Below are 12,701 nucleotides of genomic sequence, written 5' to 3' on the forward strand. Positions count from 1 at the left end.
CCCCCCCCCCCCCCCCCGCCCCGCGCCCCCCGGGCCCCCCCCCCCCGCCCCCCCCGCGCGCCCCCCCCCCCGCCGCGCGCTCAGCTGTCCAGGTCCACGCAGTAGTTGCCCGTGTTGGCGTCCTGGCGCCCGCCGCACGTGTCGCCGAAGGTCTCGTACTCCGAGCCGAACGGGGAGTCGTTGTAGAGCTGGTCGCACGCCGCCATGTCGCCGCCGTCGCACGCGTACCAGAGCGCGTCGAGCGACGGGTCGTCGCCCGGTGCGTCGCTGCCGAACGTGGTCGAGGTGCTGGACGGGAGGTTGTTCGAGATGTCGTCCGCGACGTTCCCGATGATGCTCCGGAGCAGGAAGAACGCGCCGAGGCCGAGCCCGATGATGACGACCACGACGATGGTGATGATGATCGCGATCTTGCTGCCGTTGGACTTCGTGGGCGGCGTGCCCGCATACGGCTGGGTGCCGTAGGGCTGGCCCGGCTGGGGGTAGGGCTGGCCCGGGTAGGGCTGACCGGCCGGAGGCTGGCCGCCCTGGTACGGCTGCCCCGCATAGGGCTGCGGCTGCATACCAGGGGGCGCCTGCTCGGGCGACTGCTGCCACCCGGCCGGCGGCTGCTCGGCAGGCGGGGCGGCGGGTGCGGCCGACCGGGCGGCCAGCGCGGCGTCGACCTGCGGGTCGCCGAGGCCGCCGAGCCACTCGAGCAGACCCGGGTAGGCCGAGGGGTTCGCCGCGACCGCGGGCCTCAGGTCGGGACGCAGCGCCGCGATGTCCGCCAGCGTCTGCGCCGGGGTCGTCGGATCGGAGGCCTGCTGGGCGGTGAACTCCTGGGGCTCGGACATCTGTGTGCCTTTCGGGTGCGCGGGGGTCGCTCGTAGTGTGGCACGCATCACCCGGGACCTGGGGCCGTTCCAGGGGTGTCGCACCCGGTCAGAGCAGTGCCGGGAACACGTTCCAGTACGCGAGGAGCACCAGCAGGATCCCGCTGCCGACCAACGAGCCGGACAGGCACCAGTACCCGCCGGCCGTCCGTGCCGCGGGCTTCCCGGACCGGCGCCGACCGTCCTTGATCCGGTAGGCGAGCACCACGCCGGCGATGACGCTCGCGAGCGCGAGCAACCGCACGGCGAGCCAACCGCCCTGCACCACGATCGTGCTGGTCCGGTAGTTCTGCGCGAGGTTCGCCACCACCAGCAGGTACACCACGAACCCGAGGAACGAGAGCACGGCGGACACCGCCATCACCACGAGCGGCAGCACCACGCCGTCGGCCAGCGCCTTCGTCCGGCGCCCGCGCAGCCGCCTGGCGACCCAGACCACCGGCCCCGTGACCAGAGCGACCACCACGAGGACGAGATAGGCGACCAGCAGGTCGCCCTCGGCGTACCACCGGGGACGTTCGACCGGCGCGGCGAGGAAGCGCTGGTAGGGCTCGGCGCCGGCGATCCGCGGCGCCACGTCGCCGGTCTCCGGCAGGCCGGACACCCACACCGCGAGGTCGCGCAGGAAGTCGTGCACCACGACGTCGTCCACCCGGATGCCGTGGTCGGCGCCCTCGTAGTACCGCACCGTCCAGTCCGGGTTGCCCGCCGTCGTCACGTCGTCGATGACCTGCAGGGCGCCCTGGACCGTCGGCATCGCCGAGTCCCCGGTGCCGTAGACGATCATGACGGGCTGGCGCATCCGCTGCTGGAACGCCTCGACGTCGAAGTCCGCGTAGCTGAACCCACCGCCGGGGAACTCCATCCCGACGAACCGAGGGATCGCCCGCAGGACATCCTCGGGCACACCGGTGTTGCGCAGGTACGAGTCGACCGCGAAGGCCGCCTGCTCGCGCGGTGGCACCACCGGGGCCGCGACCAGCGCCGTGAAGGCGACCGACGGGTTGTCGGCCGCCATCACCGGCACGATCCAGCAGCCCTCGCTCTCGCCGTAGACGCCGACCCGCGACGGGTCGACGCCCGGCCAGGCGCGCAGGGCGTCGACGCTGCGCAGGTAGTCGTTCGCCATCGCCACGTAGTCGCGGCTGCGGGTGCTGTAGGTGTCGAGACGCTTGTTCGGCACGAGCGTGACGATCCCCGCGGACGCGAGCGCCCGGGCCTGGTCGACGAACGCGTCGGTGAACTTCCCGGTCCCGGCACCGTGCACGAACACCACCCCGGGGCGGTCACCGGGCGCGCCGATCGGTTGAGTGATCTGGGCCTCGACACTGGTGCCGGCCAGCTCGACCGTGATGACGGTCGACTCGACCTCGTACGTGCCGATCGGATCCATGTCGTCGGCACCGTCGATCGCAGTGTCCGGCGACGCGACGTCGATGGTCGCGGTCATCGGCACCGGGTCCCAGCCCGGGCCCGACACCGCGCCGAGCACCCCGAGCCCGACGACCACGAGTGCGCTGGTCAGGGCGATCCGATAGCGCACCCGGGGATTCTAGTGCCGCGAGGTCCCGGGGCCGCGCAGGCCGCGGCGCGCCTCAGAAGCCGAGCCGGCCCAGCTGCTTGGGGTCACGCTGCCAGTCCTTCGCGACCTTGACGTGCAGGTCGAGGTGCACCTGGGACCCGAGCAGCGCCTCGATGCCCCGCCTGGCCCGCGTGCCGACCTCGCGCAGCCGGGACCCACCACGGCCGATCACGATGGCCTTCTGGCTCGATCGTTCGACGAACAGGTTGACCCGCACGTCCAGCAGCGCAGGACGGCCGTCGGAGCCGTCACGCCCCTCCCGCGGCAGGATCTCGTCGACCACCACGGCGAGCGAGTGCGGCAGCTCGTCGCGCACGCCTTCCAGGGCCGCCTCGCGGACGAGTTCGGCGACCATGACGGCCTCGGGCTCGTCGGTGAGCTCCCCGTCGGGGTACAGCGGCGGGCCGGGCGGCACGTGCCCCACCAGGACGTCCACGAGCGTGTCGACCTGGAACCCGGACGACGCACTGACCGGCACGATGTCCGCCCACTCGCCGAGCTCGGCCACCGCGACCAGGTGCTCGGCCATCCGCGCCGGGCTCACCAGGTCCGCCTTGGTCGCCACCGCGATCACCGGCGTCGTCTGGCGGCCCGCGGACAGCTCGGCGAGCTGCGAGGCGATGTACCGGTCCCCCGGCCCGACCTTCTGGTCGGCGGGCAGGCAGAACACGACCGCGTCGACCTCGCCGAGCGTCGCCATCACGAGGTCGTTGAGGCGCTCACCGAGCAGCGTGCGCGGGCGGTGCAACCCCGGGGTGTCCACCAGCACCAGCTGGGCGTCGGGGCGGTGCACGACGCCGCGGATCACGTGCCGGGTGGTCTGCGGCCGTCCCGAGGTGATGGCGACCTTCTGCCCGACCAGCGCGTTGGTCAGCGTGGACTTCCCCGCGTTGGGGCGCCCGACGACGCACACGAACCCTGAGCGGAACATCACTCCTCCTCCACCCGGGAGACCAGCAGCGTGGACACCTGCTTGCGACGCCCCTCGACGCGGTCCGCGACGAGCTCGAGCCCCGAGACCTCGGCGCGCGCCCCGGCGAGCGGAACCTTGCCGAGCGCCTTGGCGAGCAGGCCCGCGGCCGTGTCGACGTCCTCGTCCTCGAGATCGAGGTCGAACAGCTCGCCGAGCTCGTCCACCGGTAGCCGGGCAGGCACCCGGAACCTGCCGTCGCCGAGGTCCTCGACCTCGGGGCCGGTGCGGTCGTGCTCGTCGGTCAACTCGCCCACGATCTCCTCGAGCGCGTCCTCCATGGTGACCAGCCCGGCGATCCCACCGAACTCGTCGACGACCAGCGCGAGGTGGCTGGACCCGCGCTGCATCTCGCGCAGCAGCTCGTCGACCGGCTTGGACTCGGGGACGAACACCGCCGGCCGGGCCAGGCTGTCCACCGGCGCGCTGTCGGAGCGCTCGACCAGGTGACGGTGGCGGACGAGGTCCTTGAGGTACAGCACGCCGAGCACGTCGTCGTCGGAGTCACCCACCAACGGCACGCGCGAGTAGCCGGACCGCAGGAAGAGCGACAGCGCCTTGCGCACCGGGGTGCCGCGCGGCAACGTGATCATCTCGGTCCGCGGCACCATGACGGCGCGGGTCAGGGTCTCGCCGAGCTCGAGGACGGCGTGGAACAGCTCGCGTTCGTCGTCCTCGATCGCCTCCGACTCCGAGACCCGGTCGACCATGTCCCGGAGCTCGTCGTCCGAGAGCTCCTGCTGCTCCGCCGCGGTGCGGCCGGACAAGCGCACCCTGCTCGCCACCAGCAGCGCGGCGGTGAGCAGGCCGGAGCTCGCGAGCACGACCGCGGCGGGATGCGTCCGCCCGAGGCGGCGCGGCAGGTGGCGCACCACGACCAGCGCGAGCGCCGACACCAGGGGCAGGGCGAGCAGGAGCACCTGCCACCAGCTCCACCCGAGCATCGCGAGCGAGAGGGTGACCAGTACAGCGGTCGCCACCTCGAGCAGCACCTGCACGGTCGCGGCAGCGGCCGCGGCGCTCTGCGGGTCGTGCGCGAACCGTGCGACGCGCCGGCCGGACGGCGTCGGCGTCGCGAGCGCGGCGATCGCGGACCGGCTCAACCGGTGCAGGCCGGCCTCACCGGCCGAGAGCCCCGCGGCGAGCAGGACCGCGACGAGCGCACCCGCCGCGAGCCAGGCAGCCGTCATCGGCCCGCGAGGAAGGTGAGCAGGAGCCGTCGCTGCAGCGCGAACATCTCCTTCTCCTCCTCCGGCTCGGCGTGGTCGTAGCCGAGCAGGTGGAGGATCCCGTGCGTGGTGAGGAGCAGGAGCTCCTCCGCGGTCGAGTGGCCCGCCGCGACGGCCTGTCGCGCCGCGACCGCGGGGCACAGCACGACGTCACCGAGCAGTCCGGCGGCCGAGACCTGGCCGTCGTCGCCCGGACGCAGCTCGTCCATCGGGAAGGACAGCACGTCGGTGGGGCCGGGCTCGTCCATCCAGCGCTCGTGCAGCTCGGACATCACGTCCTCGTCGACGAGCAGGATGGACAGCTCGGCCTGCGGGTGCACCCGCATGGCGTCGAGCACGTGCCGACCCAGCGCGGCGAACTCGGCCTCGTCGACCGGGTGGCCGCTCTCGTTGTTGACCTCGATGCTCATGATCACCCGCGGTTGCTGCGCGCGTCCCAGTGGGCGTACGCGTCGATGATGTCGCTGACGAGTCGATGGCGGACCACGTCGGTCGAGGTCAGCCGGCAGAACATGACGTCATCCACCCCGGAGAGGATGTCCTCGACGACCCGCAGGCCGGAGACGGTGGCCCCGGGCAGGTCGACCTGCGTGACGTCCCCGGTGACGACCATGGTCGACCCGAAGCCCAGGCGCGTCAGGAACATCTTCATCTGCTCGGTCGAGGTGTTCTGCGCCTCGTCGAGGATGATGAACGCGTCGTTGAGGGTGCGGCCGCGCATGTAGGCCAGCGGCGCGACCTCGACCGTGCCGGACTCGATCAGCCGCGGGATCGAGTCCGGGTCGACCATGTCGTGCAGCGCGTCGTACAGCGGGCGCAGGTACGGGTCGATCTTCTCCGCGAGCGTGCCGGGCAGGAAACCGAGCCGCTCGCCGGCCTCGACCGCCGGGCGCGTCAGCACGATCCGGTTGACCCGCTTCGACTGCAGCGCCTGGACCGCCTTGGCCATCGCCAGGTAGGTCTTGCCGGTGCCGGCGGGGCCGATCCCGAAGGTCACCGTGTGCCGGTCGATCGCGTCGACGTACGTCTTCTGGCCCGCGGTCTTGGGCCGGATGGTGCGCCCCCGGCTGGACAGGATGTTCTGGGTCAGCACCTCCGAGGGCCGCGCGCTCTGGCTGCGCAGCATCTGCACCGCGCGGCCCACGACGTCGCGGTCGAGCGTCGCGCCCGACTCGGCGACCTCGACGAGCTCGTCGACGAGGCGCCCGACGAGCTCGACGTCGGTGTGCGGGCCCTGGAGCGTGACCTGGTCGCCGCGAACGTGGATGCGGACCGCGGGGAAGCCGTCCTCGACGGCACGGAGCACCTCGTCCCGCGGGCCGAGGATGGCCACACCGAGGTGTGCCGGGACGACGATGCGGTGCTCGGCCACGGTGGGTGTGGAGCCTGATCCGCGCGTGGGTGCTGTCATGGGTGCGGCCGTGCGGCCTTGTGCCCTCCTGGTTCCGGGGCCTTCATCCTATGCGGCCGGCCCCGGCTGGTCCTCGGGGAAATCCGTCACGCCGGGCTCCAGCCCAGCTGCGCCCCCGCCAGCACGTGCGCGTGGACGTGGAAGACCGACTGACCGGACCGGGTCCCGGTGTTGAAGATCATCCGGAACTGGCCGTCGGCCAGGTCCTCGGCCACCTCGTTGGCGGTGCGCACCAGGTCCGCCAGGAGCTCGGGGTCGGCGGCCGCGAGCTGGGCGACGTCCGCGTGGTGGTCCCGTGGGGTGACGAGCACGTGGACGGGGGCCTGCGGTGCGATGTCGCGGAACGCGACCATCGTGTCCGTGCTGATCACGACCTCGGCGGGCACCTCCCCTGCGACGATCCGGCAGAACAGGCAGTCGGGTGCGGTCAGCGGCGACATGACGCCAGGCTAGTGCGCTCCGGCCCGCGGCGCTCCGCCCCACCGCCCCAGGCGCTCGGCGACCAGCGCCGCGGCGACCGGCCCCGCGGTCGAGGTGCGCAGCACGTGCGGGCCGAGCCGCACCGCGACGGCGCCGGCACCGGTGAGCGCGGCGAGCTCGTCGTCGTCGATCCCGCCCTCCGGACCGACGACGAGCAGCACGTCGCCCGCGTCCGGAAGCGCCGCGTCGCGCAACGGCGTCGTCGCGGACTCGTGCAGCACGAGCACCGCGCCACCGTCCCCGACGACCTGTGCGGTCAGCGCGGCGAGGCCTGCCGTGGTCACCGCCTCGGCGACCTCCGGCACCGCGGCCCGCCGGGACTGCTTCGTCGCCGAACGCACCGTGGCCAGCCACTTCGCACGGCTCCGCGCCGCTCGGTCGCCGCGCCACACGACGATGGATCGCTGCGCCTGCCACGGCACGATCCCGTCGACGCCGACCTCGGTGGCCGCCTCGATCGCGAGCTCGTCGCGGTCGCCCTTGGCCAGCGCCTGCACGAGCACGACCCGCACGGCGGGTCGTGCCTCGACCACGCGCTCGGCGACCTGCAGGACGAGCCGCCCCGGCTCGACGTCGGCGATCGTGCAGCACAGCCGGACACCGGCGCCGTCGACGACGTCCACGGCCTCGCCCGGCCGGCGGCGCTGCACCACGCCCGCGTGCCGCGCCTCGGCGCCCTCGAGGACGTAGCGCGCACCCGGCTCGAGCCCGTCGAGAACGCCGGGCTCGGCCAGGAACACCGGGGCGGTCACCACGTCTCCCGGCCGGCGGTCCGGCGTCGGCTCATCGCCCAGAGAGCTTGTCGCGCAAGCGCGAGAACACCCCGGCGTGCACCGGGGCGAGGCGGGAGGCGGGGCGCTCCTCGCCGCGCGCCGCGGCCAGCTCGCGCAGCAGGCGCTCCTGGTCCTCGTCGAGCGCCGTCGGCACCTGCACCTCGACGTGGATGTGCAGGTCGCCCCGCCCGCCCACGTGCAGGCGGCCGACCCCGAGGCCCTTCTGGGTCAGGACGTCGCCGGGCTGCGTGCCGGGTCGCACGTCGATCGAGCGCGCGCCGTCCAGGGTCTCCAGCTCGACCGTGGTGCCCAGGGCTGCGGCGGTCATCGGCAGCGGGAGCGTGCAGTGCAGGTCGTCGCCGTCCCGGACGAAGACCTCGTGCTGGCGCTCGCGCACCTCGAGGAAGACGTCGCCGGGCGGGCCGCCGGCCGGGCCGACCTCGCCCTGACCGGTGAGCCGGATGCGCGTGCCGGTCTCGACCCCGGCCGGAACGTCCACCGTGAGCGTGCGGCGGCTGCGGACCCGACCCTCGCCCGAGCACTCCGGGCACGGCTCGGGGATGACGGTGCCGAAGCCGTGGCAGGCCGCGCACGGGCTGGTCGTCATCACCTGGCCGAGGAACGACCGCGCGACCCGCTGCACCACGCCGCGCCCGCCGCACACGTCGCAGGTGCGCGGGCTGGTGCCCGGCCGGCAGCAGGTGCCCTGGCAGGTCGTACAGACGACGGCGGTGTCCACCTGGATCTCGCGCTGCACGCCGAACACGGCCTCGGCGAGGTCGAGGTCGAGCCGGACCAGCGCGTCCTGGCCGCGACGGGCGCGCGGCACGGGGCCGCGCTGGGCCGAGCCGCCGGCCGCCGCACCGAAGAACGTCTCGAAGATGTCCTGGAAGCCGAACCCGGCCCCGAAGCCGGCGTTGCCCCCGCCCGGAGCGGTCGGGTCGACGCCGGCGTCGTACATCTGGCGCTTCTCGGGGTTGGACAGCACCTCGTAGGCGCGCGAGACGTCCTTGAACCGCTCGGCCGCACCGTCGCCCTCGGCCACGTCGGGGTGCAGCTCGCGGGCCAGCTTGCGGTAGGCCTTCTTGATCTGGTCCTGGGTGGCGTCCCTCGGCACACCCAGGATCGAGTAGTAGTCGCTGCTCACTCGTGCCTCTCGTGGGTCGCGCGCGCCGCGCGCGCCCGGTCGTGCGCCGGGGTCATCCGGCGAGGATCCTCGACAGGTAGCGCGCCACGGCTCGCACCGCGGCGATGGTCCCGGCGTAGTCCATCCGGGTCGGACCGAGCGCGCCGATCCGGGCGACGGTCTGGCCGTCGGCACCGTACCCCGCGGCGACCACGCTGGCCTCCGCAAGGCCGACGTGGGTGTTCTCGTGGCCGATCCGCACCGCGACGTCGGCCGAGTCCTCGGCCATCTCGGTCAGCAGCCTGAGCAGCACCACCTGCTCCTCGAGCGCCTCGAGCACCGGGCGGACCGTGCCCGGGAAGTCCGGCTCGGCCCGGACGAGGTTCGACGCCCCGGCCATGACGATCCGCTCCTCGGTCGACTCGGCCAGGGTGTCGGCGACCGCGGACGCCACGGCGCGGACGGCCTCCTGGTCGGCGGGCTGGAACGCGTCGATGAGCTCGCCGAGCGGGCGCGCGAGCTGGCTGAGCCGCCGTCCCGCGGCCGTGACGTTCAGGCGCGCGCGCAGCTCGGGCACGAGGTGGTCGCCGAACGGCGCCTCCAGCTCGAGCACGCGCTGCTCGACCCGGCCGGTCTCGGTGATGATCACCACGAGCAGCCGCCGGTCGCTCACCGGGACCAGCTCGACGTGCCGCAGCGCCGACCTGCTCAGCGAGGGGTACTGCACGACGGCGACCTGGTGGGTCAGCTGGGACAGCAGCCGGACCGAACGGTCGACCACGTCGTCCAGGTCCACCGCGTCCTCGAGGAACGTGGCGATCGCCTTGCGCTCGGCGACCGACAGCGGCTTGACCGAGGACAGCCGGTCGACGAACAGCCGATAGCCCTTGTCGGTCGGGACCCGCCCGGCCGAGGTGTGCGGCTGTGCGATGTACCCGGACTCCTCGAGCACGGCCATGTCGTTGCGGATCGTCGCCGGCGACACCCCGAGAGCGTGCCGCTCGACGAGCGAACGGGAGCCGACCGGCTCCTGGGTGACCACGTAGTCCTCGACGATCGCGCGCAGCACCGCGAGGCGGCGTTCGTCACTCATGGCGCCTCCTCCGATCGATGGCACTCGCGGGTCCTGAGTGCTAATCGTACGACGCCCCGGCCCGGGCGGCAGCCGTGACGTGCCGCCGATCTCTGACTATGGTCAGACAATGGCTGGAGACCTCGGGACGACCTCCGCGGCAGCTGCATCGACCCTGCGCCGCTTCAACCGCACCTACACCCAGCGCATCGGGGTGCTCGACGAGTCGTTCCTCGGCACCGGCCGGCCCCTCGCCGTCTCGCGCCTGCTCTTCGAGACCGGCCCGGAGGGCGCCACGGTCCGCGAGCTCCGGGACCGGCTGGACCTCGACTCCGGCTACCTGTCGCGGCTCCTCGCCCGCCTCACCGAGGACGGGCTGGTCGAGGTGCGGCCGGACCCCGCCGACCGCCGCCGGCGCAGGGTCACGCTCACCGCGGCCGGGACCGCCGCCTGGCACGAGCTCGAGCAGCGCTCCCAGCTGCTCGCCGAGCGCCTCGTGGCCCCCCTCACCGACCGCCAGCGCGATCGGCTCGCTGACGCGCTCGCGACGGCCGACCTGCTGGTCCGCGCCGCGACCGTGCACCTGCACGAGGCCCCGCCCGGCGACCCTCGCGTGCGCGCCGCCACCGCGCAGTACTTCGCCGAGCTGGACCGCCGCTTCCCGCACGGGTTCGACGTCGAGGCCCCGGACACCGAGGGCATCTACGTGGTCGCGGTGTCCGACGGCGAGCCGGTGGCCTGCGGCGGGGTCCTCGACCTCGGTGACGGCACCGCGGAGGTCAAGCGCATGTGGGTGCACGACGCGTGGCGCGGCGCCGGCCTGGGCTCCCGCCTGCTGCGCCACCTCGAGCAGCTCGCCGCACGGCAGGGCCACCACCGGGTCGTCCTGGACACCAACGCCACATTGACCGAGGCGATCGCGATGTACCGGCGCGCGGGCTACACCGAGGTCGGGCGCTACAACGACAACCCCTACGCCGAGCTGTTCTTCACCAAGCCGCTCGACGCCTGACCGGCGCGCCGCCGTCCGCGCCCGGTCACCCTCGGGGGATCATCGAGGCCCCGACCGGAGGTGCCGATGGACCGCTACGGACCCGACGTGCTCGCCGCGGCCGCCGCACCACGCGCGCCGCGCTCGCGGCCCGTGCCCGCCGAGCTCGGACTCGTCGTCGAGGAGGTCACCACCGGCTGGGTCGGCGCGGTGCTGCGCGTCGAACGGTCCGGCGGGATGCGTGTGGTCGTCCTCGAGGACCGCCGCGGTGCGGTCCGGACCTTCCCGCTCGGTCCCGGGTTCTGGGTCGACGGCGAACCCGTCGTGCTGGTCCCGCCGGTGGGACGCACGGCGCCCACCGCCCCGGCGCGCACGGCCTCCGGGTCGCGTGCCGTGCCGGACGCCCCGGCCCGCGTGGCTCGGGCGAGCCGGATCTGGGTCGAGGGCCGCCACGACGCCGAGCTCGTCGAGCAGGTCTGGGGCGACGACCTGCGCGTCGAGGGCGTGGTCGTCGAGATGCTCGACGGCGTGGACGACCTGGTGCGCGAGGTCGCCGCGTTCGGACCCGGCCCGGGCCGCCGGCTCGGGGTGCTGGTCGACCACCTGGTCCCCGGGTCCAAGGAGTCCCGGATCGCCGCAGACGCCGTGCGCGCCGCGCCGGTCGGCTCGGTGCTCGTGCTCGGCCACCCGTACGTGGACGTGTGGCAGGCAGTGCGACCCGAACGCCTCGGGCTCGAGCACTGGCCCGACATCCCCCGAGGCACGTCGTGGAAGCACGGGATCCTCGCCGCGCTCGGCTGGCCGCACGCCGACCAGGCCGACGTCGCGGCGGGCTGGCGCCGGATCCGCGGCGCGGTGCGGGACTACCGGGATCTCGAGCCCAGCCTGCTCGGACGGATGGAAGAGCTCATCGACTTCGTCACAACCTGATCCCGCGATGCTCCCACGTGAGCAGGAGGGCTTTCGCTAGGGTCAGCCCAGCGGCCGTCCTGCGGCCCCGGTCGGCACCGACCCCGGCCGCCCGTCCCTGCGACACATGGTGGTGAACCCGATGACCACGACCCCTCCCGAGGAACCCCAGCAGCCCACCCCCGAGCCCACGCCCGAGCCGCCCACGCCCCCGGCGCCCGCCCCTGAGCAGACCACTCCCCCGGCACCCGCCGCCCAGACGCCGCCGCCCGGCTACGCCCCGCCGCCCGCCGGTGGGTACGCCCCGCCGCCGGCTGGTGGATACGCGCCGCCGCCCGCAGGCGGATACGCGTCGGCACCGGGCTACGGTGCCCCGATGCCGCTGAGCGACTCCGACCAGCGGCTGTGGGCGACACTCGCCCACGCCGGCGCCATCTTCCTCAGCTTCATCGCCCCACTCGTCGTGTGGCTGGTCCAGAAGGGCAAGGGCCAGTTCGTCGAGGAGCAGGCCAAGGAGGCCCTGAACTTCCAGATCCTCGTGACGATCCTCTACATCGTCTCGTTCATCCTGAGCTTCATCGGGATCGGCGTCATCCTCACCTTCGTGGTGTGGATCGGGAACCTGGTGTTCTGCATCATGGCCGCGGTCGCGTCGAACAAGGGCGAGGCGTACCGCTACCCGATCAACTGGCGGATCATCAAGTGAGCCGCTGAGCACGTTCCTGGGGGCCGGTCACCGTCGGGTGGCCGGCCCTCGGTGTTCTCGCCACCGGGCGCCCCGCCCGGTCCCACCGCGCCCGCACCCGGCCGCGAGGCATCGACTGTCAGTCCAGGGCGAGCGTCATGAAGACGCTGTTCGGGTCGTCCCGGTAGCCGGCGAACGGACCGCACTCGACGAACCCGTGCCTCGCGTAGAGCCGCCGGGCCGGCGCGAAGAACTCGTACGACCCGGTCTCCAGGCTCAGCCGTCGATACCCCCTGGCCCGCGCGGCCGCCATGATCGTGCCGAGCACCGCAGCCGCCACACCACGCCCGCGGGCGTGCGCCGCGGTGCGCATCGACTTGAGCTCACCGTGCGTCGCGTCCAGCTCGCTGAGCGCCCCGGCACCGAGCAGCTCCACCCCGTCGCGCGCGGCCCACACGGTCACGTGCGGCGCGCTCAGCCCGTCCAGGTCCAGCGCGTGCACGCTGCACGCCGGCGTCGTCGCACGCATCTCGGCCAGGTGCCCGGCGAGCAGCGCGCGCACGTCGTCACCGGACAGGTCGTCGATCTCGACCCGCAT

14 protein-coding genes are annotated in these 12,701 nt (G+C 73.6%); 3 read left to right on the plus strand and 11 right to left on the minus strand.

Features of this window, described 5'->3' with window-relative positions; all coding sequences use genetic code 11:
• Positions 1–80: 80 nt before the first annotated feature.
• The 10 genes from OEB99_RS06365 to hrcA all read right to left on the minus strand — a co-directional run bounded on the left by OEB99_RS06365 (position 81) and on the right by hrcA (position 9,539).
• Positions 81–836: a variant leucine-rich repeat-containing protein gene (locus OEB99_RS06365; RefSeq protein WP_263509097.1), complete on the minus strand. Its 756-nt coding sequence runs from the start codon at positions 834–836 to the stop codon at positions 81–83.
• An 88-nt stretch (positions 837–924) separates the two neighbouring features.
• Positions 925–2,418, minus strand: coding sequence for an alpha/beta hydrolase family protein (locus OEB99_RS06370; protein WP_263509099.1), 1,494 nt, complete (start codon positions 2,416–2,418; stop codon positions 925–927).
• Between the two features lie 52 nt (positions 2,419–2,470).
• Positions 2,471–3,388 carry a GTPase Era gene (gene era, locus OEB99_RS06375; protein WP_263509101.1) on the minus strand — a complete coding sequence of 306 codons (918 nt, stop codon included), beginning with the start codon at positions 3,386–3,388 and terminating at the stop codon, positions 2,471–2,473.
• Positions 3,388–4,617, minus strand: coding sequence for a hemolysin family protein (locus OEB99_RS06380; protein ID WP_263509102.1), 1,230 nt, complete (start codon positions 4,615–4,617; stop codon positions 3,388–3,390). Before OEB99_RS06380 ends, era begins: the two co-directional genes overlap by 1 nt.
• Positions 4,614–5,066 carry an rRNA maturation RNase YbeY gene (gene ybeY / locus OEB99_RS06385; RefSeq protein WP_263509433.1) on the minus strand — a complete coding sequence of 151 codons (453 nt, stop codon included), beginning with the start codon at positions 5,064–5,066 and terminating at the stop codon, positions 4,614–4,616. Before ybeY ends, OEB99_RS06380 begins: the two co-directional genes overlap by 4 nt.
• A 2-nt stretch (positions 5,067–5,068) precedes the next feature.
• Positions 5,069–6,067, minus strand: a complete 999-nt coding sequence (locus OEB99_RS06390; protein WP_263509104.1) for a PhoH family protein — start codon at positions 6,065–6,067, stop codon at positions 5,069–5,071.
• Positions 6,068–6,153: 86 nt separating this feature from the next.
• Positions 6,154–6,507, minus strand: a complete 354-nt coding sequence (locus OEB99_RS06395; protein WP_263509105.1) for a histidine triad nucleotide-binding protein — start codon at positions 6,505–6,507, stop codon at positions 6,154–6,156.
• 9 nt (positions 6,508–6,516) lie between these two features.
• Positions 6,517–7,299, minus strand: coding sequence for a 16S rRNA (uracil(1498)-N(3))-methyltransferase (locus OEB99_RS06400; protein ID WP_263509107.1), 783 nt, complete (start codon positions 7,297–7,299; stop codon positions 6,517–6,519).
• A gap of 31 nt (positions 7,300–7,330) precedes the next feature.
• Entirely contained in the window at positions 7,331–8,467 is a 1,137-nt protein-coding gene (dnaJ, locus tag OEB99_RS06405) for a molecular chaperone DnaJ (RefSeq protein WP_263509108.1), read from the minus strand.
• Positions 8,468–8,519: 52 nt separating this feature from the next.
• The gene (hrcA, locus tag OEB99_RS06410; protein ID WP_263509110.1) at positions 8,520–9,539 is read right to left on the minus strand and encodes a heat-inducible transcriptional repressor HrcA; all 1,020 of its coding nucleotides are present in this window, start codon (positions 9,537–9,539) and stop codon (positions 8,520–8,522) included.
• Between the two features lie 109 nt (positions 9,540–9,648).
• On the opposite strand from hrcA, the gene OEB99_RS06415 reads away from it, so the two are divergent.
• The 3 genes from OEB99_RS06415 (at position 9,649) to OEB99_RS06425 (ending at position 12,124) form a co-directional block, all read left to right on the plus strand.
• The gene (locus tag OEB99_RS06415) at positions 9,649–10,530 is read left to right on the plus strand and encodes a bifunctional helix-turn-helix transcriptional regulator/GNAT family N-acetyltransferase (protein WP_263509112.1); all 882 of its coding nucleotides are present in this window, start codon (positions 9,649–9,651) and stop codon (positions 10,528–10,530) included.
• A 66-nt stretch (positions 10,531–10,596) separates the two neighbouring features.
• Positions 10,597–11,439, plus strand: coding sequence for a DUF3097 domain-containing protein (locus tag OEB99_RS06420; protein ID WP_263509113.1), 843 nt, complete (start codon positions 10,597–10,599; stop codon positions 11,437–11,439).
• A gap of 355 nt (positions 11,440–11,794) precedes the next feature.
• Entirely contained in the window at positions 11,795–12,124 is a 330-nt protein-coding gene (locus tag OEB99_RS06425) for a DUF4870 domain-containing protein (protein ID WP_263509115.1), read from the plus strand.
• Between the two features lie 118 nt (positions 12,125–12,242).
• Here OEB99_RS06425 and OEB99_RS06430 read toward each other — a convergent pair whose 3' ends face one another.
• Positions 12,243–12,701, minus strand: a complete 459-nt coding sequence (locus OEB99_RS06430) for a GNAT family N-acetyltransferase (RefSeq protein ID WP_263509116.1) — start codon at positions 12,699–12,701, stop codon at positions 12,243–12,245.

Source organism: Actinotalea endophytica (assembly GCF_025717005.1).
Classification (GTDB): domain Bacteria; phylum Actinomycetota; class Actinomycetes; order Actinomycetales; family Cellulomonadaceae; genus Actinotalea.